We start from the raw sequence: 26435 nt of genomic DNA, 5'->3' as shown, positions 1-26435 counted from the left end.
TTCAGCTGGCTGGTGGCGCGCAGCGGCACGCAAAATAGTCAAGTAACGCCATGTTCAAGAATGATTCCATGTTATATATCAGCATGGTTATTCGGTTTTTGTTTTGTTGCACAAAACCGGCCAGCTAAAGGCGGCCTCTACAGGGCCAGGTTTGTTTTGTAGAAGCCCTTATTTTAGGCAAAAGCAGCTGGCCGGTGACGCGCAGCGGCAGGTGGTTTTTATTATTGTTTTTTGGGTTAGCTTGGCGCTTGGCGCTTGGCGCTCGGCGCTTTTATTAAGGTTTATCCCATTCAACATTCAACATTAACTATTCAAGATTCCCATTTCGCGGGTATGCGCCACTTCACTAGCCTTGCGGTATTTTTAATGGGTGCCTTGACCCTGGTGGTAGACAGTGGCTACACCATAGGGCCTGTATTGTTGCTGTTAGCCAGTGTGAGCTTGTTGTGGCAGAGGCCGGTGCTAAATTTGCAAGCCGAAGATAAATGGTTGATGGCTGTGATTGCCGGTTACAGTCTGCTATTTATTGCCCAACTATTGTGGGAGGGTGCCGACTCTCGGGTATTCGACCGGCCCAGTCGCTTCTTATTTGCAGTTCCTGTGTTGTTATTTGTGCTCGCTTATCCGCCCAAGTTAAGTTGGTTATGGAGTGGGCTAGTGGTGGGCTCGGTATTAACGGGCAGCTGGGCCATTTGGCAAAAGCTGGTACTGGGTATAGACAGAGCTACCGGTTACACCTATGTGATCCAGTTTGGCAACATCAGCATGTTGTTTGGCTTGCTCTGTTTGGCAGGGCTGGGTTGGGCCGCAGTGCAACCTCACGCCAAGCGGTGGCTGCTCTTGCTATTAGTGGGCGCCGCCTTTGGTGCGCTTGCCTCGTTATTATCCGGTAGCCGCGGTGGTTGGATTGGCCTACCGTTTGTATTTTTAGTGTTGTATCGCGCTTATGGTAATTTACTGTCGGCCAAGTTACGCCTCGGTATCCTGGGTGCATTATTAGCCTTGGTCGCTTTGGTCTATGTGGTGCCGCAAACTGGGGTACAAGCCCGCGTGGCGCAAGGCTTTCAGGATGTTGAACTATATAAAAGTGGTGAAAACAAAGACACGTCACTCGGCGCACGCTTTGATATGTGGCAAGGTGCTGTAACGCTGATTGCGAAAAAGCCGCTGACCGGCTGGGGCTGGAATGGTTATTATCAAGGCATGCAAGACTTAGTTGATCAGGGGCTGGTTATTCAATTTGCCGCTGATAATCACGCCCATAATGAGTATTTAGATAACTTTGCCCGTCGCGGAATTTTAGGCTTGCTCTCTTTGTTGGCGCTATATTTGGTGCCGTTACGTTTGTTTGCTAAACGCTTAACCGCGCCTAATTTAGAATTACGTGCGTTGGCTACCGCTGGCGCTATTTTACCGGTAGCGTTTATGGACTTTGGTTTGTCGCAGGTGTTTCTTGGTCACACCAGTGGCGTAATGGTATACGCCTTCTGGTTAGCCGTGTTATGGGGCACTTTAAGAGCGTATGAATCCACGCCGCGGAGTATTTAATGGAAGCTTAAGCCCCCAATTATGACGGCTAAATAAATGGATAAGCTAAAAGCAAAATTTACGCTCTGTCCATTTCCTGATGACTGTTAGATGCTTAGTATTTATACTGGGTTTTCGCTAATTTTTTATAGCTAAAAAATTAGTATCAAGTAAGTTTCTAGTTATAAGCTAGTAATGCTTTATTTTTTTAAATGGAATAATTAAATGTCCTCTAGTTTGTTAAGAAGGTATCGTCCAGATATTGATGGGTTAAGGGCGGTAGCTGTATTAGCCGTTATAGTCTTTCATTTTAATTCAAGTTGGCTACCTGGCGGTTTTGTTGGTGTCGATATATTCTTTGTTATTTCTGGGTATTTAATTACTGGAAACATATTGAATGATAATGCTAGTGAAAAAGGGTTTTCTTGGAAGGAGTTTTACAGAAAAAGAGCATTGCGTATTCTTCCTGTGTTGTTTTTTGTTGTTTTTGTTACTTTTTTTGTAGGTAATTTTATTTTATTACCTCAAGACTCTTTAGACCTAACATACTCTTCCTTAGCAGCCGTATTTTCTTCTGCAAATATATATTTTACATACTTTCTGGATGTAAGCTATTTTGCTGATGACAGTAGCCATAAGCCGCTATTGCACTTATGGAGTTTAGGGGTCGAAGAGCAATTTTATTTTATCTGGCCTTTGATCCTTGTTTTTTTTATAACTAAGGTTAATCGAGTATCTTCTTATGTAGGGTTTCTTGCAATTATAGTATCGTCATTTGTGATGGCTGAAATAATGCTGCAGGTTAATCCTATGTTCTCATATTACATGTTACCAACAAGAGCCGGAGAGCTGTTAATTGGTGGTGTGTTTTCATATGTGGTTTTTAATCATAATGTAGGTAGATTTCTAGGAAGCGCTGCCTCTAATTTTTTAAGCTTAGTAGGTGCTTTGTTAATTATTTATAGTATGGTGTTTTTGGACTCGAGTAAAAACTTTCCTGGAATAAATGCGTTGTTACCAACGTTAGGTGCAGGACTTGTTATTTTATCCGGAGCATCTAATAAAATAGTAATAGTAAATAAGTTGTTGTCATTTCGTTATGTGGTGTTAATAGGTTTAATTTCATATTCTTTGTATTTATGGCACTGGCCAGTTTTAGCTTATTATCGTTACATTTTTGGTAGTGTTGATGGTTGGATTCAGTTACTTTTAATCTTTATAATAGTAATGCTATCTATAATTAGCTATTTTTTTGTAGAGAAGCCAACGCGTAAGCTCAAGATGTCATTTAAAAAAGTAATGTTTCGCGGTGTTGGTGCTCCTGCTTTTGCATTCTCATGTTTAGCTGTAGTTGTTATTTTAACTAAAGGCTTCGGGACTTATTATTTTGATAATAACTATAAAGCAACGATAGAACAATTGAAGCCCGACAGTCCAGCTTATGCTTATAATTATATATGTCAGAGTGTTCTTTTAGATGAAGATTACCTCAGTAGAAGAGAATGTATTATAAACTCAGATGTTGAGCCAACTGTTTTGCTGTGGGGAGATTCAAATGCCGCACATTACGTGGGTGTTATAGGAGCTATTGCTAAAGAAGTAGATTTTTCGTTTAGAAACATAGCTCATAGTTCTTGTCCACCACTACTAAATGGTGCTGGAAAATACATTCATGGTGACGCATTAAGTAAAAGAAGTTGTAAGGAATCTATAGAGTTAGTTAAGAAAAATCTTGGTAAGTATGAAGTTATTATTATAGCTGCAGCGTGGGATACGTATTTTAGTAATAATCAGGATTTAATGTCAGATCTTAATGATACTATTCTTTTCTTGGAGAAAGAAGGTAAGAAGATCATTGTCGTAGGCAATGTCCCGATCTTCGCGAATGTTGATAAATCATGTAAACAAAAAAGTATAAAAATATCAAGTGTTGAGTGTGAGGGGGATAAGCCAGTATATACAAAGTCAATAGCTAACCCTGCTATCGAAAAGTTAGTTTCAACGTACGTAACGGTAAACTATTTTGATATCTGGGAGTATTTGTGCGAGGGTGAACTTTGTTTTAATTCTTTAGACAATAGGTTAATATATTTTGATGGCTGGCATTTAAGTATGTCTGGCAGTTGGTATCTCGGTGAGTATATAGTGAATGATTTTAGCATCCCGGATGCGTTTAAATGGCTAGGCAGAAAAACCCAACCCCTTTCAAATGATATGTAACCAGATGCAGTAACCGTTGGGATGAATTAGCGTATGTATAAATTTTAGGGTGTTACTTGTTTTTAATTTCATCCTTGTTAGTGGTATTAAAGTTAAGCACTTTTGTTACTGTTAATATGGTGAGGCTGTCGTCAGTTCTGACTTTTATTGGTAAGTATTCATTTGGTGCCTATCTTGTGCATGCGTTTATATTGAACTTTACTAATAAATTCGTTGTTGGTTTTGTTGGAGAGGTTAATGTTTATTTGTTACTCTTCACGTCCTTTGCTTTGTGCTCTTTGCTAAGCATATTTATATTTTTTTTGATTAGTAAAATTAATATCCAAGTTGGAGAGTCTGTTGTAGGTAAAGTATGAGTCTATTAAATAAATTAAGTACAATGTGAAGTTAACCTGAAAAATATAAAAGTCAGGGTCGGAACATCTCTCTTTAGGTTTGATTTTGTCCATGACATCCGACGTCGTCGGATGTAGCAGCTAAAGCAGCTACTACAGAATGGCGCCATTTATAGGCGTGCTTTAGCTGCGTATTTACGTTAAGCATTTTTCATCTTAAATTTCGCCTTGTAGATTAGGATATTATGCAAATTTTTCGGGCCCATTGGTTGGCTCCTTGGTTTAATCATCCGTTTTTAGCCAGTGAGCTGTCGGCTACGGGCTTGGTGTTACACCTTAAAGGTGAGCGCCAAGCGTTGGCGTGGCAGGAGATGTTAGCACCGCCGAGACTAGTGCAAGGACGGCGTTTGTATCGCTTGCATTTAAGCTGTGTCCAAGGTGATATTGAACTGGGTTGGTTGCCTAAAACCGTGGTCGAGCCGTTATATGAGGCGCTAAATTTAGCTTGGTATCGTTTTCAGGCGAAGCGTATTTTGCCGCTGGCGGAATCTTGCGTACGCCTATTAGAGCAAGGTTACTTACGCCAGTCTCGCTGGCAGCAGCTGAAAAAGCTGTTAGCGAAAGCACGTAAAGTTCACGGCAATCTTGATTGGTTAAACTTAACGCCGCCGACGGAGTTAAGCGATCGCGAAGCCGCCGCTTTGGGCTTAATGGCCACCTTAATAGCGGCCGATGACATTTGGCGTGAGCAATGCGCTGAGGATTACTGCCAGCAGATGCTAAGCGATTATAGCGAGCTATTTGACACCATAGAGGCGCATCCGCTGACCGAGGCTCAGCGCTTAGCCTGCGTGGTGGATGAAGACCATAATCTAGTGCTCGCGGGCGCGGGTTGCGGAAAAACCAGCGTAATGACGGCGCGCGCAGCCTTTTTGGTGGCCTCTCAGCAAGCCGAGCCGGATGAACTGCTGTTATTGGCGTTTGGTAACGAGGCGGCCAGTGAAATGGCTGCGCGTTTGGCACAGCAACCCAGCACTCAAGCCGTTAAAACCAGTACCTTTCATGCCTTAGGCTTAATGATTTTGAGTAAGTCTCAAGGCCGTACGCCTGCTTTAAGCCCCATGGCACAGCAAGATAAGGTGCGTATACAAGCACTTGCTCGGTGGCTGGAGCAGTTATGTGATGATGATGAAGTTTACGGCCAACAGCTGCACGATTGGTTACGGCGGCATCGTTTTCAAGTGCTGCCCCAGCCCGATTATAATCGGGTGGCGCGCGAGTGGGCGCCCATAGTCGCAGCGCTGAAACTCTATGGCGAGCCCGACCCGAATGGTCTAACGCCTGCGCTTGCTGAGCAGCTCAATTTAATTTTGCCGTTATTGCATTGTTATCAGCAAGAGTTAGCAGAGCTTGGCCAGATTGATTTTGACGACATGATAGAGCAAGCCACAGAGCTGGTGCGCCAAGGGCGTTTTGCGGTGCCGTGGCGCTATATTTTAGTGGACGAGTTTCAAGATATATCGGCCCCCCGCGCGGCACTGTTGCAGGCATTGCGTGATGCGGCGCCTGAGTTATCGTTATTTTGTGTGGGCGATGACTGGCAGGCGATTTATCGTTTTAGTGGTGCGGACGTTTCTTTGACTACGCGTTTTGCCGAATACTTTGGTGCCACTCGTATTACTAAGTTGGATAAAACCTTTCGCTTTAACAACCAAATTGAGCAAGTAGCCAGCCGCTTCGTGCAGCAAAACCGCGAACAATTACCGAAAGAGCTGAATACTCACGTGCGCACCAGCTCGCCGAGCGTGCATGTGTTGCCCGTAGACAGCAACAGCCAAATGGACTCTATTAGCCGTTTGTTAGGCCAAATAGCTGCTGAGCAGCCCGAGGCTTCGCTTTATATTTTGGCGCGTTTTCGCTTTAGCTTGCCTGATGAGTCGCAGTTAACGGCGTGGCGTCGGCGTTTCCCCGGCCTTACTATTGCCGTGCAAACCTTGCACGGTGCCAAAGGCAAAGAGGCGGATCATGTGATCCTGTTAGGTTTGAGCCGTGGGAAATATGGCTTTCCGCCGGAGCAAAATGCCACCGCGCTGCTGGATTTATTGTTACCGGTCGCAGAAACGTTTCCGTACGCCGAAGAACGCCGGCTTTTGTATGTGGGCTTAACACGAGCCCGCCAACAGGTATTCTTATTGGCAGATCAGCAGATCCCCTCAGTGTTCGTGAAAGAACTCACCGGCGGCGGCTACCCCGGAGTGAGTAAATGGGAGTAGAGCGCTGGTGGCGCAGAGCGGCACGTTAAATCTGTGCATAAGAACCTGTTATACAGATTTTCGCTTGGTAGAGGCCGCTTTGAGCGCGCCGGTTTTGTGTAACAAAACTAAAAACCTAACAAGTGCCGCTACGCGCCACCATCCGGCTAAAGCGGCTTCTACAACAATACTCGACCTGGTGGTCGCTGGGCGCCGGTGGATGTGGAAGCATTCGTGAAATATGTGAACATCGGTGCCGCTGTGTAATGGTGGTTGATTAATGGCTCTTCATTCAACATTAAGCATTCAAAATTCAACATTGCCCCAAGGGCGCTGATTTTCCCTTTTCGTTTCGTATGCTGTTAAACTGCGAACTTTTCGGGCTAAGCGTTTAATCTGGCCCAGCCTTATCCACCGGCTTAAGCCCAGTAACAGGAGTGGCCACACCCGTGCCCGATAGTCAGCAAGTAGCCTCAAACTCGTCTTCTTCTCGCTCTGCCTCCTCTACTAAACCTGCCCTTTGGTCCAGTCGTTTCGTGTTTATTATGGCGGCGGTCGGCTCGGCCGTGGGCTTGGGCAATATTTGGAAGTTTCCTTATATTACCGGAGAAAATGGTGGCGGCGCTTTCGTGCTGGTCTATTTGGCGTGTATTGCCATTATCGGCTTGCCGCTGATGATGTCAGAGGTAATGCTTGGCCGGCGCGGTCGAAAAAGTCCGATTGGCACCATGGAGGCGCTAGCGGCGGCAGAAGGGCGTCATAAAAACTGGGTGGGTGTGGGTATGATGGCCACGCTGGCGGCCTTTTTAATTTTGTCGTTCTACAGCGTGATCGCCGGCTGGACTATGCCGTATATCCTCTCGGCGGTAAGCGGTGGCTTTAATGACATTAGTGCAGATAGCTCGGGCGAGCTATTTGGTCAGCTGTTAGCCTCACCCGGTCAATTGCTGCTGTGGCATACGGTGTTTATGGGGCTGACTGTTTTAGTGTCGGCGGGGGGCGTGCGCCATGGCCTAGAACGCGCCGTCACTAAGTTAATGCCCGCACTGTTTATTTTGCTGTTGATCTTGGTCGGTTATGCCAGCACCACCGGCTATTTTGGTGAGGCGCTGCGCTTCTTATTTAAGCCTGATTTTTCTGCTCTGACTGCCGAAAGCGTATTGACGGCCTTGGGCCATGCCTTTTTTACCTTGAGCTTGGCCAGCGGTGCCATGATGGCCTACGGCGCTTATTTGCCGCAAAACGTATCTATTGCGCGCACGGCGGTGGTGGTGGCAGTGATGGATACGGGCGTGGCACTGTTAGCGGGCTTGGCGATTTTTCCCATCGTATTTGCCCATGGTTTAGCCGTCAGTGAAGGGCCTGGGCTGATTTTTGTGACCTTGCCGGTGGCCTTTGGCCAGATGCCGGGCAGTGGCTTTTTTGCCACGCTGTTTTTTGTATTGCTGCTGTTTGCTGCCTGGACTTCGTCTATCTCTATGCTGGAGTCTTTGGTGAGTTACCTCAATGAAAAGGGCGTGAGCCGAGTTAAAGCTGCTATCGGTGGTGGTTTTGCCGCTTGGTTGGTGGGCATTACTACTTTATTGTCGCTGAACGTTTGGTCTGATTTTACACCGCTAGATAGCTTCGCTCGCTTTGAAGGTAAAACCCTATTCGATTTATACGATTATTTAACCGCCAATATTATGATGCCGTTGGTGGCCTTTTTGATTGCGGTGTTCGTGGGTTGGAAGATGAAGCCAGAACACTCAAAAGCCGAGCTCGGCGCTTGGCACAAGCTGTGGTTCCCTGTGGTGCGCTATCTCACGCCCATCGCCTTGCTGATCGTATTTGCTTTTAATTTGCGTTAGGGAAGTTTGATTTAGTTTTGCTGCGCTGCGCAACTCTTTACCTAAGACACCAGCTGGCTAAAGACGGCCTCGACGGGGACGGTGGTTTTTGGTTGGGCTCGGTATTTGGCGCTGTATTTAAAACATCCAGCTACGCTGGCCCGGCGAACAAGTTGCCGGCTACAAGAAACGATTCTGTTGTAGGTGCCTGTCTCTTTGGTGAAGAGAAGTTCGGTACGGTCTTAGCGCTTGGTTTTGACCCTGTAGGTGCCCGTCTCTTAGGTAAAGAGGACTTCGGCACGGTTTGTTTTATCCCTAAACCTTAAAATAGCCAGCTGCGCTGGTCCACCGACCTCTTTGTATTCAAACAAGTAGCGGCTACAAGAGACGATTCTGTTGTAGGTGCCCGTCTCTTTGGTAAAGAGGACTTCGGCTCGGTCAGTTTTTTGATTTAAACCAGCCAGCTGCGCTCTTTGTATTCAAACAAGTAGCGGCTACAGGGACGGGGGGTTGTGGGTGGACTTGGTACTTGGCGCGATAATCATGGTTTGAGTTATGATTAGTGAGTGCTGCAGCTGAGCATATTTATGACTAGGCTCACATTAAAGTTGTAATTTTCTGCCATCTTTATTGTTCTACTATTAGCTACTTTGCCTGCGGCAGTTAACCGCTTTATCGCCCTTCAAGGAGATATTATGGACTTAGATGCTGCCATGCTGTCGCGGATCCAATTCGCCTTTACCATCAGCTTTCACATTATTTTCCCTGCCATCACCATAGGTTTGGCCACCGCCATCGCGATCTGGGAAGGCATGTGGCTAAAAACCCGTAATCCGGTTTATTTTCAACTCGCTAAGTTTTGGATCAAGCCCTTCGCCATCACCTTTGGTATGGGCGTGGTCAGTGGCATTGTGTTGTCTTATGAATTTGGCACCAACTTTTCGAAGTTTTCCGAGCTGGTTGGCCCGGTATTAGGGCCCTTGCTGGCCTATGAAGTGCTCACGGCGTTTTTCTTAGAGGCCGGCTTTCTCGGCATTATGTTGTTTGGCTGGCAGCGCGTGGGTGAAAAGCTGCATTACTTTGCCACTTGCGTAGTGGCGTTCGGCACTTGGGTGTCGTCGTTTTGGATTATTGCCGCCAACTCTTGGATGCACACCCCAGCCGGCCACAAGATAGTAGAGGGCCGCTTTGAAGTGGATAGCTGGATGGAGGTTATTTTTAACCCCTCTATGCCGTACCGCTTAGTGCATATGCTGCTGGCGGCCATGCTCACCGCGACTTTCTTAATTGGCGGCGTGAGTGCTTGGTATTTACGCAAAGACCGAGACGTGGCGTTTGCCAAAAAAGGCTTATCGATGGCGCTATGGGCCGCTCTGGTGCTGGCGCCTTTGCAGGTGATAGTGGGGGATTTTCATGGCTTGAACGTCAAAGAGCATCAGCCGATTAAAGTGGCGGCCATGGAAGGTATTTGGCCAGAAACTGAAGCCGGCGCGCCGTTATTGCTGTTTGCGATTCCGGACATGGAAAACGAAACCAACCACTTTGAAGTGAAAGTGCCTAAGGTGGCTTCCTTAATCTTAACCCACTCACTGGACGGTGAGATACAAGGCTTAAAATCGGTGCCGCCTGAAGACAGACCTTATGTGCCGCTGATCTTTTTCTCGTTTCGGATCATGGTGGGCTTAGGCATGCTGATGGTAGCGGCTGCCGTGTGGGGGTTATGGTTGCGCCGTAAGCACCCGCAGTTTGAAAATAAACCCTTTTTGCTACTGATGAACCTGATGATCCCCACCGGCGTTATTTGTACGCTAGCGGGCTGGTATGTAGCCGAAGTGGGCCGCCAACCTTGGGTGGTGCATGGCTTAGTGCGCACCATGGATATAGTGACGCCGCTGCCGGCGGAGCGGGTGCTGTTTTCATTGACGCTGTTTGTGGTGACTTACAGTACTTTACTACTGGTGTATCTGTATTTTATGGCCAAGTTAGTACGTAAAGGGCCGCCGGATTTAGCGCGATTAGAGCAACATATGCTAGACGTTAATGCACCCAGCTTCGCACTTGAGTGGGTGAAAAAACTGCAACGCGAAGTGGTGGAGGATTAATATGGATCTGGCGCTGTTTTATTATTTATTACTGGGCTTTGCGGTGCTGATGTATGTGGTGCTGGATGGCTTCGATCTCGGCCTCGGCATTTTGTACCCTTGGTTTAAAAGCGAGGGCGAGCGCGACCATATGATGCGCTCTATCTCCCATGTGTGGGACGGCAACGAAACCTGGTTGGTGTTTGGGGGCGTAGTGCTGTTTGCGGCTTTCCCAGCCGCTTATGCAGGCATTTTATCCACCATGTATACGCCCATTATGCTGATGCTGATTGGGCTTATCTTTCGCGGCGTGGCCTTTGAATATCGCTTTAAGTCTGAGCGCTCAAAGCCGCTGTGGGACAGCGCCTTCTTTTTAGGCTCGTCTGTGGCCACCTTCTGCCAAGGCACCATTTTGGGCGCCGTGGTACAAGGCGTGAAAGTAGGCGAGCAGGGCGCACTGGACTGGCTTAGTCCCTTTAGCGTGTTTACCGGCTTGGCATTGATGGTGGCTTACGCCTTGTTAGCCTGTTGCTATCTTGTGATGAAAAGCCGCGGGGATATTATGGCGCGCGCCGCTCACTTAGGCCGCAAGCTGGTGGTCACGCTAATGGTGATTTTAGCGATAGTCAGCCTGTGGACCTTAATTGCTAACACAGAGGTGCGTGCACGCTGGCTAGGCGGCATAAACTTTGTCTACCTAATGCCGCTGCCGATATTGAGCGCGCTGTTTGGCTGGTTGTTGTATCGCGACTTAGACGGTCAACCTCATGAAACGCGGCCGTTTTGGCTGGCGGTGGGCTTGTTTATTTTAGGCTTTGCCGGTTTGGTAGTAGGTTTATTCCCTTACCTGATCCCGCACCAGTTAACCTTCTGGCAGGCCAGCGCGCCAGATTCTAGCCTGAAATTTTTATTGCCCGGTATCTTCATCTTCTTGCCCTTAATTTTTGCTTATACCTTGTGGGGATATCGTATTTTCTCGGGCAAGGTTGAAGACTTTGAAGAGGGTTATTAACGGATGGCGATTAAATTATGGCTCGTGAATAATGAATAAGCAGAAAAACTGGTTGTGGTTTGCCGCGCTCTACCTAGGCGGTGTGCTACTGCTCACCCTGTTTGGTGGCGCCATTAAGTGGCTCTTGTCTGGCTTGTAGCTGGGATTGCAGTCGGCTTAGCTCTATTTAATCTGCTGTGTAAAAGGCCTCTTCGGAGGTCTTTTTTATTAGCATTATGCAGTCTTGCCGGGCTTGCCCCGGTATCTCGTCTTTATATATTAAGGCTCTAAATCGAGATCCTGACCTGCGTCAGGATGACTACGAAGGGCTGTGCCAAGCGCCGTGCCTAACAACAGACACCTTACCCAAGAGGCCGCTTTAGCCGGTCGGTGTCGTGGAACGACACTAAGATAGTGGCGTACTCGTTGATCCTGCAGCAGATAATACAGCGCCGAGCTAAAGCGCTAAGCCACAGCGCCCACCACAGTCGTGGCAGATTATGTCGCGATTGAGAAGATTTGTCGGTTTGTGACCTGACTTTTGCTTAGAGTATTTACGAGCGTAAATCGTTACAGTTATTGTGTTTTTACTCTATTTTAAGGCCGCATTGAAGCTATATATAAGCAGATAGCGATGCGCCTTGAACTCAAGGATGAAGATTCTTATCTTTTTGAGGTATTTTGATGAAGCAACTAACTTCTCTCGCATTAACGTCCGTGGTAGCAATGACGGCTCTTAGCGGCTGTGCGAATAACAACGCGCCCAGTGAACAGCACCAGCTCACGGGCAGCTTATCTTATTTATCGCGCATTGCCTTAGCGCCCAATAGCGTCGCCGAAGTCACCATACGTGACACCAGTGTGGCGGATGGCAAGGTCATCGCACAGCAACGCATTGATTTAGATAAACAACAATTACCGATCCCCTTTACCCTTGAACTTAATAATCACAAGCTGGACTCAGGTACCTACAGCTTAAACGCGGTGATCAAAGAGCAAGACCAAGTGAGCTGGCGCACCGCTCCTATCGGTGTATCGGGTAAGCCAAGTGATACGGCATTGGGTAATTTAGAGCTGCAACAAGTGGCTGAATATAAATTTAGTACCTTGATGCAATGCGGTGAACAGCGCATTCATGTGGCCTATGATGATGGGCTGGCATTTTTACGCTTAGGCAACCAAACGCATACATTGGAGCAGGCAATCTCAGCCTCGGGCGCACGTTATCAGTTAGCCAACGACCCTAGCACCGAGCTGTGGAATAAGGGCGATAAAGCCCTGCTTAAGGTGAAGGGCAAGGCGTTTCCAGAGTGCCAGTCTTATAGCAACGAGTCTAATAACCAAGAGTCAGATGCCAACGCCATACTGCAAAGTAGTGCTTGGCAGGTGACCAACCTCAATGGCGAAGATGTGTCTGTGCCTGCGGGTGTTGAAGGTGACAGTGACAGCGAAGGCAGCCTAAACTTTGGCGACGACGGCCGTGTGTTTGGCCGTGCCTTTTGTAACAGTGTTAATGGCAGTTATCAGTTACAAGGCGACAAGTTGAGCACTTCTCAGTTAGCCGGCACCATGATGATGTGCACTGATGCGCAGATGAAAAATGAGCGCACCATGCTAGATGTACTGGGCCATGCGAAGCGCATTGAGTTTAATGCCAGCGGTGAGTTAATTGTCTTTGCCGAAGACGGCAGAACCCTAACCGCACGCTAAGCATTGATTTGTTATTGGTAGAAGCCGCTTTAGCCGGCTGGTGGCGCAGAGCGGCACTTGTTAGGTTTTTAGTTTTGTTGCACAAAATTTAAGATAAAAACGGCCAGCATCTGCTGGCCGTTTTTTGGTCGGTGCTGTACTTATGCCGTTTTCCTGATGCACATCAGGATCTCGGTTTAGGTCTTTAAAGCGTAAAAACGAGATCCTGAAACAAGTTCAGGATGACGGCCAAGGGCACAGACCAACAAAGAGCGGCGCCTTGGATTTAGCTCGGCGCTACTTATCGAACAATAAATCGGTGCGGGCGGCCATGATAAAGTCGTTGTGATGTAGGCCTTTGATGGCGTGAGTCCACCAAGTAACGGTGACTTTTCCCCATTCCAAGGTAATGGCCGGATGATGAAATTCACTTTCAGCCAGCTCGGCCACTTTATTGGTAAACGCCCACGCTTGTTTGAAGTTTTTAAAGTGAAAGACGCGCTCTAATTGCAGCTCGCCCTCGCGAGATAAGCACGCCCAGTCGGGCAGGGCTGGCATAAGTTCTACTAATTGCTCTTCTGTAACCTGTAGTGCATCAGGCTTACAGGCTGTGCAGCTTTGTTGGGCAAGTTCGGTCATGTGAGCTCCGTTAATAGATAGGAAGTAGTGAAAGGATAGGGCCGCGCCGAGCACCAAGAGCCCAGGACTTGTTAACTGTGTCCGTGAGTTCCTGTGCGTTCTGTGGCAGATGGATCTGGCTCTAAAATTTTAAAGACTAGAGCTATTTTTGCCACGGAAGAACACGGAACAATAGTGATCAGATCTGACAGTAACTATTAATGATAAGAGCCAAACACTAGATTGTCGGTAGGGGGAGCTCTTACCCATTCCTGATTACCCACAAAGCTCAGCCATATTTCAATAAGTTACAGGGATCTTCCCGTCTCATCCCTTATAGGTGCCCGTCTCTTCGGCGAAGGGACTTCGGCACGGTTTTGGTTTTATTTCTAAACCTCACAAACAGCCAGCGGAGCTGGCCAGCCGAATAAATTGGCTGCTACAAGTGCCAGACCCTTGGCCTTGGAGCCAACCGGGCAGTGAGAAAAAAACCGAAACATTGGGCATAATGGCTAAGGTTCATAAGTAATCAGGTACCCATTTAATATATTAGTCACTTGTCGAACGTGAACTGCGTCCGTGCGTTCCGTGACTCTCGTAAACAAAGAGGCGTTGCAAATAAGCTTTAAGGCTAGTTAACTTTCGTGATGTCTACATCAAATACCTGTGCCAGATAAGCCATGTAACCTTCGTCGTCGCTCATGGCTTTGCCTGGGCTGTCTGATAGTTTAGCTACCGCTTGGCCGTTACAGCTGGTCATTTTCAGCACTATGTTGATCGGCGAGTGGCTCATAATATCGTTGGTTAAGTGCGTGCCAATGCCAAAGGCGGGCTTGCACTGTTCGCGAAAACGCACATGCAAATCCAGCGCGCTGTGCATGTTTAGGCCATCGCTGTAGACGAAGGTTTTGCTGCGCGGATCTATATTGAGCTTGCGATAATGGGCCAAGGCTTTTTCGGTCCATTCCACCGGATCTCCTGAGTCTTGGCGCAGGCCGTCAAACAGCTTGGCAAAGTAGAGATCAAAGTCTCGCAGAAAGGCGTCCATGCCCACCACATCGGTGAGTGCTATGCCTAGCTGGCCGCGATATTCATGTACCCAAGCTTCAAGTGCCATCTTTTGGCTATCAATCAGGCGGGGGCCCAGTGCTTGAAACGCCTGCATAAACTCATGGGCCAAGGTGCCCACCGGCTTTAAATTCAAACGGCGCGCCAAGTCCAAATTACTGGTGCCGGAAAACTGCTCTGGCAGTTGCTTGGCTAATTCCATCACCACTTCTTGCTGCCAGAGCCGTGAATAGCGGCGGCGGGTGCCGAAGTCAGAAAAGCGAAAGTCTGTATATTCCGGCTGACTTTTGACTAATTCAATTTTGTCTTGCAAGCGCGCCCGCGCGCCTACCCAGTCTGGGTTTGGATGATGACGGCGGCAATACACTTCGCTGATGATCGCCAATAAGGGCACTTCATATAAAATGGTGTGTAGCCAAGGACCGTGGATTTTTAAGATCAGCTCACCTTTTTCGCAACTAACGTGAACAAAGCGTTGGTCGAGGCGAAACAGGCGTAAGAAGTGAATAAAGTCGGGCTTAATATAGTCGAGTTGGCCCAAGTAGCTCAGCTCATCTTCCGATAGGCGCAGCTGACATAAATGGGCAATTTCGGCCTCTATATCGGCGATACAGTCGCTAAAATCCAGTTGTTTATTACGACTGCGAAAGTGGTATTCCACTTCGGCGGCCGGGTGTTGATGCAACACGGTTTGCATCATGGTGAATTTATATAAGTCCGTGTCGAGCAAAGATTGGATCACATAATCTTGAGGGGTAGTTTGGGTCATTGGTGTGCTCCAGCTATTGTTTTAATTCTTATTTTGGCTCTTACTTTAACTCTTGTTTCAGCTCTGCAGCACTGAAAATTAAGTGCGCGCCTGCTTGCTGCATCTCTGTGAGGGCAAGGGCGGTTGAGTCTTCGGCCACGCCGCGGGTGGCGGCGAGATTGATCACCACTTTAAAGCCGACATTCAACAGCTGTAATGCCGTGTGGCGCACGCAATAGTCGGTGGCTAGGCCGCCAATTAGCACAGTACTGATGTTTTTAGCCTGCAAATATTCAATGATGCCGGTGCTTTGACGCTCGGCTAAGTCGTGGTAACAAGCGCCGTACGGGTGCATATCCGGCTCCACGCCTTTCCAGACAAAAAAGTCATAATCAGCTGGGTGCGGTAATTCGGCCAGTAACTCAAAGCCTTTGGTGCCGGGCACCGCATGGCTGGGCCAGCGAATATCCATATTAGGGCCTTCAACTGGGCTAAACGGTGGGGCTTGCTCGTTGCTTACCCACAGCGCTTGGGGTGAATGTGCATCTTTAGAGCCTAAACGCACGGCAGCAAACTGTGCTTGGGCGTTGAGCTCTGCGGCTATGGTATCGCCACCCACCACGGGGAGTTCGTTCGGGCACACGGGGGTAAAGGTATATTGTGCGTCGACGTCAAAACTGGCGACAGCTTCTTTAGTAGGCAGTTGCATTCCCAATCTCCTATTACTTCATGCTAAGGTTTAAAGCGATGAGCTAAAAAATCAGTTCAAGGTATGAGCTAAAGGTATTAATTAAAGGCATGAGTTAAAGCTAGGGTTAAAGTTGACCCTTGGCTCTCAGGTAAGCCATATTACTATTGTTTTGATTGAGTCTAGGGGGGATTTGGTTCAGTATCGCCCCATCTGGGGTAACTTCCCCGTTATCAGCCCTCCCCGTTATCAGCCAAAAGGTGAACAACATGAGCGATAGCCACCAGCAAAATTATCAGCGTTTTCTCGATGAAGTGACCGCAAACCACGTGATGTGGGGAGTGCGCTTTGGCGAAGAGTGGGTCGTTTGTGACTCGTCTGAATTTGAAGACACCGAAGTCATGCCGGTATGGTCTACTGAAAGTGAAGCCAAAGTACAGTGTATCGACGAATGGGCGGAATATGTACCTTTCGAGATCACGCTGGCCGAATTTTTAGAAGTCTGGGTAGAAGACATGTCTGAAGACGGCGTGCGCATTGGCCCTAACTGGGACGAAGAATTAGACGGCGTTGAACTCGATGTGTTGGAGTTGGTAAAAGCCCTGGCTTAATTACCACACATTTGGCTAACGGCCTGTTCGAGCAATCGAACAGGCCGTTTTTATTGGTGCCTACAGTGGTACGGTGGTTTTTGTAGGGGCCCGTCTCTTTGGTAAAGATGACTTCGGCACGGTCTTAGCGCTTGGTTTTGACCTTGTAGGAGCCCGTCTCTTAGGTAAAGAGGACTTCGGCTCGGTTTGTTTTATCCCTAAACCTTAAAATAGCCAGCTACGCTGGCCCGGCGAACAAGTTGCCGGCTACGGGTGACGGTGGTTTTTGTAGGAGCCAATTTATTCGGCTCGGTTTGTTTTATCCCTAAACCTTAAAATAGCCAGCTACGCTGGCCCGGCGAACAAGTTGCCGGCTACGGGTTACATTGGTTTTTGTAGGGGCCTCTGTTTACGATAAAAAGGATTCGCTCGGTTTGTTTAAGGCTGGGTGCTGTTCTTCACTGCCAGCTACGCTGGCCCGCCGAAGTCCTCTTTACCAAAGAGACGGCCGGCTACAGGTTTTTTCACCCTTTACAGCGCATCTTGTTTTTGCCCTTAATAGCGTTATCAGTAGTGTCAATGGAGGCTATATGACAGCTGTTTCTCCTCAGCAGGCTTATCAACAGGCATTGGCTGCGGGCTTTAAAGAAGACTCGGCGCAGTTGCAGGCGGTTGAGCGCTTGGAGCTGTGCTATCAACAGCTTATAGCTAATGAGCGTACCGTGCGCGGCGTCTATTTATGGGGGCCGGTGGGGCGGGGTAAGACTTGGTTGATGGACAGTTTTTATAATAGTGTAAATGAAGGCATGAATGCCGGCTTAAGCGTGCCTGCCAAGCGGCTGCACTTTCATCACTTTATGCGCTGGGTGCATCAACGCTTGTTTCAGCTGACCGGAAAGCCCGAACCATTAACCTTGTTGGCCCAAGAGCTGGCGCGCGAGGCCAGAGTCTTGTGTTTAGATGAGCTGTATATTAACGACATTGGCGATGCCATGTTGCTCAGTCGCTTGTTGCAGCAGCTGTTTGCCCAAGGCTTAGTATTAGTGGTGACCTCCAATCAGCCGCCAGAAAAACTCTATGAAAACGGCTTTAACCGCGAGCGCTTACTGCCAGCCATAGCGGCGATTAATCAACATCTACAGGTGTTAAGTGTGGATGGCGTTGAAGATCATCGTTTACACCCCGGCCTGTTACAGCAGCGTTTTTGGGTGGATCAGCCTCAAGCATTGGCGGCGATGTTTGCCGAGCTAGCGCCCGCTTTTGAGCAACAAGGGGAACCTAAGTCGAGACATGAGCAAAGTCATCAGCCAGCGCTGCGCTTAGGACACAGGGATATTAAGGTGGTGCAGCGCAGCGATCAGGTGTTGTGGTGCCGCTATGCGGATTTATGCGAACAGCCTTTAAGCGCGGCGGATTTTATTGAATTGTGTGACCAGTTCTCGGTGGTTTTGCTCAGCGAGGTGCCTCAGCTGGCTTGCACTCAGCCACTAGCAGAACAACAAGTGGTTATCGCGCGTGGTACTGAAGATGGCGTAAGCCAAGTGGCGGCAGGGGATCGTGAGCTGCCGGCGCTATCCCGGCAAGACGACGGCGTGCGCCGTTTTATTGCCTTGGTGGATGAGTGTTATGACCGCCAGATTCCCATTTACATAAGCGCGGCCGTGCCGTTGAGCGATCTTTATGGCCAAGGGGCACTGGCGTTTCCCTTTCGGCGCACCTTGAGTCGTTTACAAGCCATGCAATTGGCTCGTTTTGGTCAATAATTTTGTAGCTGGCAGGCCTTTTAGAAAGCTGCTTTTGCGGCCCAAAATTTACACATAACACAATGCCGAAGTCCTCTTTATCAAAGAGACGGGCATCTACAAAAGACGTGTAACTTGTAGCCGCCAATTTATTCGGCGGGCCAGCGTAGCTGGCTGTTTTAAAAACAGAGCAAAACCTTGTCGAATGCTCTTACCTACAATATGGAACCTAAAGCAAACGCCATAACCCCATAAGCAGCCACACCAACACACGTAAGCTGTACCAAGCGGCGGTGCCTAACCAGAGTAAGCCGCCACCCAGCCACAGCAGTAGCGCAATCAGGGTCGAGGTTAGTTTATAGATACTTTTACCGAGATCCGGTAACAGCCGCAAGCTGGCGCGAAAGGAGCCTTTTAAGCTGTCGGATAATTTTGCCAGCCGCGACAACTCTTGCACCGAGTCTGCATGGTGCAAGGCATCGAGCGCGCCTTTGCTGCTGCTGTTTTTGGCTATGCGGCGCACGCCACGGCCGCTTTTCAATAGCTGTTTGCTGGCGGTGGGCGACACTAGGCGCTTTGAGGCGCTGGCTAACTCGTCCAGCTGTACTCGGTTTAAGGTTTTAAGCTCCAGCTTACTAAAGCGGGCGCCCACTTCGCTGACCGCCTTAGGGTCGATGGCGTTTTTGGTGATGCGCGTCAGTTGGCGGCCCAAGCTCTTGTTCAGACGACCACTCTTGCGGGCCACTTTGACTAACGATAAGCCTACTTTAACCGGTGCTGCGGTGCCGCCGCTGGCCACCGTCATTACAGTCAATCCTAAGCCGGTTCCGGCTAGAGCCAGCAAGACGGGGTCGTGCTCCGGCCATGCCAGCGACTGTAATATCACATCGCGCACATCGCCAAACAAGGTGAAGTCACTGATGGTAGCGGCGGCCAAGCCAAGGCCTGAGTCGGCGCGGCCGGTGCTCATGCCCTGCCAGATATCCGCAGAGTTGCGCACCGTAGTGGCGCTCCAGGTTTCTTGTGCTGCCACTTGCTGATGAAACTCAGGCGCCAAGATCAGGCCTTGCTCATCGGCCAGGTTAAGTAAAGAGCGGGCGAGCTCAATATCTTGCTCACTCAGGGCTTGTGTAAGCTGGCGAGCATAATCATCTGCCGACAGCTGTGCGAGTCTAAAGCGCGTGAGCTGCAGTGAGTCTTTAAAGACTAAGATCTGCGCCGCGTCCCAGCCCCGAGGAATAACAGTGCTCGCCGTAGACAGCATGCCCGCCAGCATGGCGAGAAAAATGAGTCTTTTCAGACCGCGTAAAAAACGCCTCACCAACTTATTCGTGTTCGGTATTGCGATGGGCGGCGAGGTAGCTCTCGCCCAAGGCGGATAGGTATTGCAAGCTGGCTTCGGTAGAGGCAGACAAATTAGTGGCCGCTTTAGCGGTAACGCTAAGCATGCCTTTTTCATCACGCACCACTAAGTCTAAGGTTTCTAGCTTCAGCACTTTACGGCGTACGGTTTCTCGGGCAATGCCGCTGCATTCGGCCACCGACTGAATATTAATGGGTTGTAGCTGCACCACTTCTTTATCTGGGTGCATAAACTCTTCATAGCTCATGGTGGTGCTTTGGCGTGCGGGCAGGGTGCGTGAGCCAATAATGGCCAAGATCAGCATTAGATCAAGATCACCAAAAAATTGTTTACGTAGCACTATTAGCAACTCGCACAGTTCTTCTACATGAGCGGGATAAATATGGCCAAAATGGGTGGTGAGTTGCTGATAATTGAAAGGCATGGTTAAGCTCGTATCGATAAAAGAGAGGCAGCGCCCATTTTGGGCATAAGGCACGTTGTCTGCAAGCCATGTTTAACCGAGACTGTGAGGTTAAGGTCAGCCCGTTGGGGCGGCACGCTGGGATGGGTATGGCGTTGGGATGTTGCTGCGCAACATTGTGAAGCTAAAGCATCGCCTACATTCGTGCAGTATGTCGATCGCGCAAATGTCTGTATGGCGCTCGAATGTAGTCGCGTGTTTTAAGCGCGAAATCCGCCAGCGGAGCGGCCACTGATTGCGTTCCCACGCAGAGCATGGGAACGAGAAGAAACGAGAAGAACAAGCGGCGCTGTTTGGTTTAAGATTTTACGCCGTCATCCTGAACTCGTTTCAGGATCTCGGTTTATCTTGTATCCATGCCCGGCGTGGCTACGACCGCGTGGATATGCCCGCTCGACGCTCAACGCTCCGCGGTCGGTTTGGGTTTACTTGCGGTGAGCACTTAGTCATCCGAAAGCCTTGGCCGCAGAGCGGCCAGAGCTACATTCCCACACGGAGCGTAGGAACGAGAACACAAAATCCCGCCATTTTCCCACGTGACTCACTCTCTAAAACGGGTTGTGCTTTAGTTGCGACTGCGGGGGCAGTATTATGGCAAGCTTTCCAGTGTCCTTATGTTGGCACGACTCACGGCTTTGAACTTTATTTAACGGAAACTGCACTTATGTTGTTGATGATCGATAACTATGACTCTTTTACTTATAACCTAGTGCAGTATTTTGGTGAGCTAGGCCAAGAAGTCATGGTAAGGCGCAATGATGAGATCACCGTTAATGAGATTGCACAACTTAAGCTCGCAGGCTTGGTGATATCTCCAGGGCCGCGTACGCCTACTGAGGCGGGTATTTCGCTGGCGGCCATTAAAGAATTTGCCGGTCGGCTGCCTATTTTAGGGGTTTGTTTGGGTCATCAAGCTATAGCGCAGGCGTTTGGTGGTAACGTGGTACGGGCACAAAAAGTAATGCACGGTAAAACATCTCGTATTCGCCACACCGGTCAGGGGCTATTTCAGGACTTGCCAGAGCCGTTAACGGTCACCCGTTATCACTCGTTAGTGGTAGAGGCCGCCAGTTTGCCGAGCTGCTTTAGCGTCACCGCGTGGAGCCAGACTGAAGAAGGCGCGCGGGATGAAATCATGGGCATGCAGCATAATAGTTTGCCTATCCACAGCGTGCAGTTTCATCCCGAAAGCATTATGACCGAGTGCGGTCATCAGTTGCTGGGCAATTTCTTGCGTTTATTGGCGCGCTAAACTCAGCTGTGCTCTGGGCTAGGCTAAGTGAGTAGGCTAAGCATGAGGGATAGTGTTTTTCGCACATGTTTTTCAAACATAGGTATTTTATTACTGCACTTGGGTGTAGTTTTATGCAATATATAGTGGCGCTATAGCCTGTTTTTTGGTTGTTAACTGCTAACTTATGCAATATTTATGATTAGTTTTTCTGGTTGACGCTACTGACTTGCTGCTGTTGTTTATCGAGCTAGCTCACAGGTTGTGGTCATAATATCCGTATATTCACCTATATTTAACATTTACCGCTAAAGAATGGCGGTATTCAAGGAGTAAGCATGTCTGATATGGCAGTCACCCGCGAATTATTCGACCAAGTTATGGTGCCTAATTACGCTCCCGCCCAAATGATCCCCGTGCGGGGCTTAGGCGCGCGAGTGTGGGATCAAGAGCACCGAGAATATATCGACTTTGCCGGTGGTATTGCGGTCAGCTGCTTAGGCCACTGCCATCCGGCCTTGGTCGGTGCCTTGCGCGAGCAAAGCGAAAAGTTATGGCATGTCAGTAATGTGCTGACCAATGAGCCGGCGCTGCGTTTAGCGAGCAAAATGGTAGCGGCGACCTTTGCCGAAAAAGCCTACTTTTGTAACTCAGGGGCCGAGGCCAACGAAGCGGCCTTTAAGCTGGCGCGTCGTTATGCGCTTGAGCATTTTGGTGAGCAAAAAACACAAATTATTGCCTTTAACCAAGGTTTTCACGGTCGTACCTTCTTTACCGTGACCGTGGGCGGCCAAGCGGCATATTCCGATGGCTTTGGCCCTAAACCCGCCGACATCGATCACGTGGATTACAACGATCTAGCCGCGCTTAAAGCCATTATGTCGGACAACACCTGTGCCGTGGTGATGGAGCCATTGCAAGGCGAGGGCGGCATTGTCAGCCCCGATCTTGAGTATGTGCAGGCGGTGCGCGCCTTGTGCGATCAACATAATGCCTTGCTGATCTTTGATGAAGTACAAACCGGCGTCGGCCGTACTGGTGCGCTTTATGCTTATATGGACTTAGGCGTGACGCCGGATATTTTAACCAGCGCTAAATCACTGGGCGGCGGCTTCCCGATTGGGGCCATGCTAACCACCACCCAGATTGCCGCTTCGCTAAAGCCGGGCACTCACGGCTCCACCTATGGCGGTAATCCGCTGGCCTGTGCCGTAGCCGAAGCCGCCTTTGATACGGTGAATACTAATGCGGTATTAGCCGGCGTTAAAGAGCGCGAAACCTGGTATCGCGATGGCTTGAGCGCCATTAATGATAAGTATCACTGCTTTAGTGAAGTGCGCGGCAAGGGCTTACTGCTCGGTTGCGTGTTGACCGAGCAGTATCAGGGACGCGCTAAGGAGTTTTTAGATGCAGCCATGGATGAGCAGTTAATGGTACTGATAGCCGGTGCGAACGTAGTGCGTTTTGCGCCATCCTTGGTGATCAGCCACGCAGACGTAACCGAAGGGCTGGCCCGTTTTGAGCGCGCCGTGGCTAAAGTGGTCCAAGCTTAAGTTCAGATAAACCCATCTGCAACGGAAGAACGCGGAACGCGCGGAAAAGATCGCTAAGAGTGTAGAAGCCGCTTTAGCTGGCTGGTTTTACGCAGTAAAACTAAGTCCTTCGGCTTGTGCCTGAGCCAAACAATTAATACCAATCTGGAAAACTAATTGATCAGGGCCTTTTCGCTACGGAAGAACACTGAAAAATAGTGATCAGATCTGAGAATGACGCTAAGTAGTAAGAGTCAAACACCCTAGCTTGAATAGGAGGGGCCCTTACCATCGAAGCTCTTAGTCACTTGTCGCACGTGAACTGCGTCCGTGAGTTCTGTGGATTCCGTGGCAGAAAAAGCTTTTAATTTTTAGCTTTAATACCAAAGCGAGGCAATCGCCTCGCTTTATCAACTCGCGCTAATAAGGAGTCTGGCATGCTGGTGATACGACCTATCGCGCAGAAAGACTTTCCTACTCTCAAGCAGTTCGCTATTGAGTCTGGCCATGGCTTTACTTCGCTGCCGGTTAACGACGAATTATTACAACGTAAAATAGACAACTCATTGGCAGCCTTTGCTAACCGTGGTACGGCCAAAGCCGAAGGCTTGTATTTTTTTGTGGCCGAAGATGGCGAAACCGGTGAGGTGCTGGGCACTTGTGCTATAGACGCAGCCGTGGGGTTATCTGCTCCTTTTTATAATTACCTGCTCGGTAAACAAGTACACAGCTCCGCCAAGTTGGGCATTTATAATGTAGTAGAAACTCTGACTCTGACCAACGATTACACGGGCGTGAGCGAGCTGTGCACCTTGTTTTTGCGTGAGTCGGCGCGTGTTGGGCTGAATGGCCGCTTGCTTTCAAAAAGTCGGTTTTTGTTCTTGGCCGAGTTTAGTGAACTGTTCGATCATCGAATTTTGGCCGAGATGCGCGGCGTGTCAGACGAGCAAGGCCATAGTCCCTTTTGGCATTGGCTGCAAGAGCACTTTTTTACCATGGACTTTCCCACCGTCGACTACCTGACAGGCATCGGCCAAAAAGGCTTTATCGCGGATTTAATGCCCAAGTTTCCTATCTACGTTAACTTATTATCAAAAGCCGCCAGAGATGTGATTGGCATTACTCATAACAATACCCGCCCAGCTCTGCATTTACTGGAAGAAGAAGGGTTCACGTGGCGCGGCTATGTGGACATTTTTGATGCAGGCCCAAGTGTAGAGTGTGAGTTATCGCAAATTCGCTCGGTGCGAAATAGTAGACAATGCACAGTTAAGATTGGTGAGGTTAGCCAAGGGAACCGGCACTTGATCAGCAACACCCATTTCGCTGACTTTCGGGCCTTAATCACAGAGGTAGCTTTAGCTAGCACCGAAGATAATGAGCAGGGCTTGCCTGTTGTAACCTTGACTGAAAAAGTGGCGCACTTACTCAAGGTGACCGACGGCGACAAGGTGCGGCTAGTTGAACTGTAAACCGAGATATAAGCTGATAGCCTGTCTCTTAGTCACAAGTTTCTGTTGATTTTAATGATGTACTCTGAATAAGCGGATTGCTCGACCAGCACGCTGTCGGATACGCCGAAATAGAAATTTGTAGTTGCCATGTTTGTCATTTGTAGCTGCCAACTTGTTCGGCAGGCCAGCTTTGCTGGCTTTTTAAGGCCTAAACACAAAACCGAGCCGAATAAATTGGCTCCTACAAGAGCAAAACATAAAACCATGCTGAAGCCGTCCGTCTCTTCGGCGAAGTGGACTTCGGCAGTCCTGCTAAGCGGGATAAAGGCCAGCTACAAGGTAAAAATACGTGGCTATAGCAGTAAATCTGCCTACTTCACCTTTGCTTATAAGGCAAGAAAAAGATGTGATGAAGAGACAGGCTGATAGCTTAGGGCTTTCTAAGAGCCGTATAAAAGGAGATATTGAATGACAGATACTGAGCAGCAGGCAACAGCGGTTCAATATATTAACGGTTATTGGCTAATCGGCGAGGGCGAGGAGTTTAGCTCAATCGATCCGGCAAAAAATGTTGAGCTGTGGCGCGGTGCTGCCGCAAGCCTGAGCCAAGTGAACGCGGCGGTGGCGGCGGCGCGGGCGGCAAGCCCTGCTTGGGCTGAGCGCCCGCTTAACGATCGGCTTACCATTATTGGCCGTTATGCTGAGTTATTGGTTGAGCATAAAACCCGGTTAGCACAGCTTATTGCCCAAGAAACCGGTAAACCCCTCTGGGAAAGTGCCACCGAGGCGGCGGCCATGGCCGGTAAAATTGCGTTGTCAGCCAAAGCTTATGCCGAACGCACCGGTTGCACCGAAACCCCTTTAGGCCAGGGGCGGGCCGTGCTTCGCCATAAGCCTCATGGCGTGGTGGCGGTCTTTGGCCCTTATAACTTTCCGGGCCATTTGCCCAATGGCCACATAGTACCGGCTTTAATCGCTGGCAATACGGTGGTCTTTAAACCCTCAGAGCTGACCCCACAAGTGGCCGAAGCCATGGTTAAACTGTGGGAATTGGCGGGCTTGCCGGCTGGGGTGCTGAACCTAGTACAAGGCGAGGTGAATACCGGCAAAGCGTTGGCGGCACATGGAGATTTAGACGGTTTGTTTTTTACCGGCTCTTCACGCACCGGCCAGCTGCTACACAACCAAATGGCCGGCCATCCGAGCAAAATATTAGCGCTGGAAATGGGCGGTAATAATCCACTGGTGGTCGGTGAGGTGGCAGACATAGACGCGGCAGTACACACCATAGTGCAGTCGGCCTTTATTACCTCGGGCCAGCGCTGCACCTGCGCTCGACGTTTATTACTGCCCAAAGGCGAGGCGGGCGATCGTATTCTGGCACGCTTGCTGGTAGTAACTAAGGCTATTAAGGTTGGCTTGTACGATGCAGATCCTCAGCCCTTTATGGGCGCCATGATTTCGGTGCATGCGGCCAAAGCCATGATAGCGGCACAGGCGCATTTGCTGGCGCTGGGGGGCGAGTCGTTATTGATGCTCAAATCACTGCAAGCCAATACCGGCTTAGTGTCGCCGGGCATTATTGAGGTCAGCGCCATTAAGGAGCTACCGGATGAAGAATATTTTGGTCCGCTGTTGCAGGTGATGCGTTATGGCAATCTTCGCGAGGCGCTAACCTTGGCTAACAATACTCGTTATGGGTTATCAGCCGGATTATTGTCGGATTACCAACAAGACTGGGATTACTTTTTTCGCCATATTCGTGCCGGTATCGTTAACTGGAATAAACCCATTACCGGTGCCTCCGGTGCCGCCCCCTTTGGTGGTGTGGGCGACAGCGGTAATCACAGAGCTAGCGCTTATTACGCTGCCGATTATTGCGCTTATCCGGTGGCGTCCATGGAAGAAAACAAAGTCAGCATGCCCGACACCCTATCGCCGGGCTTACATTTTTAGTGCGCAGCTGGTGGCGTGTTTATGCCGTCATCCTGACGCACGTCAGGATCTTGTTTTA

The 26435-nt window shown here is 49.1% G+C and carries 18 protein-coding genes; 13 read left to right on the top strand and 5 right to left on the bottom strand.

What is annotated here, in order from left to right:
• The first annotated feature begins 366 nt into the window (after positions 1–366).
• The 7 genes from R0134_RS12465 (at position 367) to R0134_RS12435 (ending at position 12945) form a co-directional block, all read left to right on the top strand.
• Positions 367–1548: an O-antigen ligase family protein gene (locus R0134_RS12465; protein ID WP_319782281.1), complete on the top strand. Its 1182-nt coding sequence runs from the start codon at positions 367–369 to the stop codon at positions 1546–1548.
• A 204-nt stretch (positions 1549–1752) separates the two neighbouring features.
• Positions 1753–3747 carry an acyltransferase family protein gene (locus R0134_RS12460; RefSeq protein WP_319782280.1) on the top strand — a complete coding sequence of 665 codons (1995 nt, stop codon included), beginning with the start codon at positions 1753–1755 and terminating at the stop codon, positions 3745–3747.
• A 580-nt stretch (positions 3748–4327) separates the two neighbouring features.
• Positions 4328–6355, top strand: coding sequence for a UvrD-helicase domain-containing protein (locus R0134_RS12455; protein ID WP_319782278.1), 2028 nt, complete (start codon positions 4328–4330; stop codon positions 6353–6355).
• 428 nt (positions 6356–6783) lie between these two features.
• Positions 6784–8184 (top strand): sodium-dependent transporter, encoded by a 1401-nt coding sequence (locus R0134_RS12450; RefSeq protein WP_319782277.1) that lies wholly within the window; start codon positions 6784–6786, stop codon positions 8182–8184.
• A gap of 674 nt (positions 8185–8858) precedes the next feature.
• Complete coding sequence (locus R0134_RS12445; protein WP_319782276.1) at positions 8859–10265, top strand: cytochrome ubiquinol oxidase subunit I; 1407 nt, start codon at positions 8859–8861, stop codon at positions 10263–10265.
• 1 nt (position 10266) lies between these two features.
• Positions 10267–11256 (top strand): cytochrome d ubiquinol oxidase subunit II, encoded by a 990-nt coding sequence (gene cydB / locus R0134_RS12440; RefSeq protein WP_319782275.1) that lies wholly within the window; start codon positions 10267–10269, stop codon positions 11254–11256.
• Positions 11257–11919: 663 nt separating this feature from the next.
• On the top strand, positions 11920–12945 hold the full coding sequence (locus R0134_RS12435; protein WP_319782274.1) for an META domain-containing protein: 1026 nt from the start codon (positions 11920–11922) through the stop codon (positions 12943–12945).
• A gap of 276 nt (positions 12946–13221) precedes the next feature.
• Here R0134_RS12435 and R0134_RS12430 read toward each other — a convergent pair whose 3' ends face one another.
• From R0134_RS12430 to R0134_RS12420, 3 genes are all read right to left on the bottom strand, one after another.
• The gene (locus tag R0134_RS12430) at positions 13222–13563 is read right to left on the bottom strand and encodes a 4a-hydroxytetrahydrobiopterin dehydratase (RefSeq protein WP_319782273.1); all 342 of its coding nucleotides are present in this window, start codon (positions 13561–13563) and stop codon (positions 13222–13224) included.
• Positions 13564–14173: 610 nt separating this feature from the next.
• The gene (pncB, locus tag R0134_RS12425) at positions 14174–15379 is read right to left on the bottom strand and encodes a nicotinate phosphoribosyltransferase (RefSeq protein WP_319782272.1); all 1206 of its coding nucleotides are present in this window, start codon (positions 15377–15379) and stop codon (positions 14174–14176) included.
• A gap of 40 nt (positions 15380–15419) precedes the next feature.
• Positions 15420–16067, bottom strand: a complete 648-nt coding sequence (locus R0134_RS12420) for an isochorismatase family protein (RefSeq protein WP_319782271.1) — start codon at positions 16065–16067, stop codon at positions 15420–15422.
• A gap of 248 nt (positions 16068–16315) precedes the next feature.
• Here R0134_RS12420 and R0134_RS12415 point away from each other — a divergent pair, with 248 nt between their 5' ends.
• Both R0134_RS12415 and zapE read left to right on the top strand, forming a co-directional pair.
• On the top strand, positions 16316–16657 hold the full coding sequence (locus R0134_RS12415) for a DUF2750 domain-containing protein (RefSeq protein ID WP_087035025.1): 342 nt from the start codon (positions 16316–16318) through the stop codon (positions 16655–16657).
• A 569-nt stretch (positions 16658–17226) separates the two neighbouring features.
• Positions 17227–18399, top strand: coding sequence for a cell division protein ZapE (zapE, locus tag R0134_RS12410; protein WP_319782270.1), 1173 nt, complete (start codon positions 17227–17229; stop codon positions 18397–18399).
• A 208-nt stretch (positions 18400–18607) separates the two neighbouring features.
• On the opposite strand, the gene R0134_RS12405 is transcribed toward zapE, so the two are convergent.
• On the bottom strand, positions 18608–19699 hold the full coding sequence (locus tag R0134_RS12405) for a hypothetical protein (protein ID WP_319782269.1): 1092 nt from the start codon (positions 19697–19699) through the stop codon (positions 18608–18610).
• Between the two features lie 4 nt (positions 19700–19703).
• On the bottom strand, positions 19704–20165 hold the full coding sequence (locus R0134_RS12400; RefSeq protein ID WP_319782268.1) for a hypothetical protein: 462 nt from the start codon (positions 20163–20165) through the stop codon (positions 19704–19706).
• 703 nt (positions 20166–20868) lie between these two features.
• Between R0134_RS12400 and R0134_RS12395 the strand changes: the two genes are divergently transcribed.
• The 4 genes from R0134_RS12395 to astD all read left to right on the top strand — a co-directional run bounded on the left by R0134_RS12395 (position 20869) and on the right by astD (position 26377).
• Entirely contained in the window at positions 20869–21456 is a 588-nt protein-coding gene (locus R0134_RS12395) for an aminodeoxychorismate/anthranilate synthase component II (protein WP_319782267.1), read from the top strand.
• A gap of 317 nt (positions 21457–21773) precedes the next feature.
• Positions 21774–22988 (top strand): aspartate aminotransferase family protein, encoded by a 1215-nt coding sequence (locus tag R0134_RS12390; RefSeq protein WP_319782266.1) that lies wholly within the window; start codon positions 21774–21776, stop codon positions 22986–22988.
• A 416-nt stretch (positions 22989–23404) separates the two neighbouring features.
• The gene (astA, locus tag R0134_RS12385; RefSeq protein ID WP_319782265.1) at positions 23405–24439 is read left to right on the top strand and encodes an arginine N-succinyltransferase; all 1035 of its coding nucleotides are present in this window, start codon (positions 23405–23407) and stop codon (positions 24437–24439) included.
• 450 nt (positions 24440–24889) lie between these two features.
• A complete protein-coding gene (gene astD, locus R0134_RS12380) occupies positions 24890–26377 on the top strand; it encodes a succinylglutamate-semialdehyde dehydrogenase (protein ID WP_319782264.1) in 1488 nt (495 codons plus the stop codon).
• Positions 26378–26435 lie beyond the last annotated feature (58 nt).

It is taken from the genome of Oceanisphaera sp. IT1-181 (assembly GCF_033807535.1).
GTDB lineage: Bacteria > Pseudomonadota > Gammaproteobacteria > Enterobacterales > Aeromonadaceae > Oceanimonas.
This window is presented reverse-complemented; position numbering and strand designations above follow the sequence as displayed.

Bases quoted from the DNA above. Each gene is read 5' to 3' on its own strand.
- astA (WP_319782265.1), top strand. From the start codon at position 23,405: ATGCTGGTGATACGACCTATCGCGCAGAAAGACTTTCCTACTCTCAAG.
- cydB (WP_319782275.1), top strand. From the start codon at position 10,267: ATGGATCTGGCGCTGTTTTATTATTTATTACTGGGCTTTGCGGTGCTG.
- R0134_RS12390 (WP_319782266.1), top strand. From the start codon at position 21,774: ATGTCTGATATGGCAGTCACCCGCGAATTATTCGACCAAGTTATGGTG.
- R0134_RS12435 (WP_319782274.1), top strand. From the start codon at position 11,920: ATGAAGCAACTAACTTCTCTCGCATTAACGTCCGTGGTAGCAATGACG.
- R0134_RS12395 (WP_319782267.1), top strand. From the start codon at position 20,869: ATGTTGTTGATGATCGATAACTATGACTCTTTTACTTATAACCTAGTG.
- R0134_RS12415 (WP_087035025.1), top strand. From the start codon at position 16,316: ATGAGCGATAGCCACCAGCAAAATTATCAGCGTTTTCTCGATGAAGTG.
- astD (WP_319782264.1), top strand. From the start codon at position 24,890: ATGACAGATACTGAGCAGCAGGCAACAGCGGTTCAATATATTAACGGT.
- R0134_RS12430 (WP_319782273.1), bottom strand. From the start codon at position 13,563: ATGACCGAACTTGCCCAACAAAGCTGCACAGCCTGTAAGCCTGATGCA.
- R0134_RS12420 (WP_319782271.1), bottom strand. From the start codon at position 16,067: ATGCAACTGCCTACTAAAGAAGCTGTCGCCAGTTTTGACGTCGACGCA.
- R0134_RS12460 (WP_319782280.1), top strand. From the start codon at position 1,753: ATGTCCTCTAGTTTGTTAAGAAGGTATCGTCCAGATATTGATGGGTTA.
- pncB (WP_319782272.1), bottom strand. From the start codon at position 15,379: ATGACCCAAACTACCCCTCAAGATTATGTGATCCAATCTTTGCTCGAC.
- zapE (WP_319782270.1), top strand. From the start codon at position 17,227: ATGACAGCTGTTTCTCCTCAGCAGGCTTATCAACAGGCATTGGCTGCG.
- R0134_RS12455 (WP_319782278.1), top strand. From the start codon at position 4,328: ATGCAAATTTTTCGGGCCCATTGGTTGGCTCCTTGGTTTAATCATCCG.
- R0134_RS12400 (WP_319782268.1), bottom strand. From the start codon at position 20,165: ATGCCTTTCAATTATCAGCAACTCACCACCCATTTTGGCCATATTTAT.
- R0134_RS12465 (WP_319782281.1), top strand. From the start codon at position 367: ATGGGTGCCTTGACCCTGGTGGTAGACAGTGGCTACACCATAGGGCCT.
- R0134_RS12445 (WP_319782276.1), top strand. From the start codon at position 8,859: ATGGACTTAGATGCTGCCATGCTGTCGCGGATCCAATTCGCCTTTACC.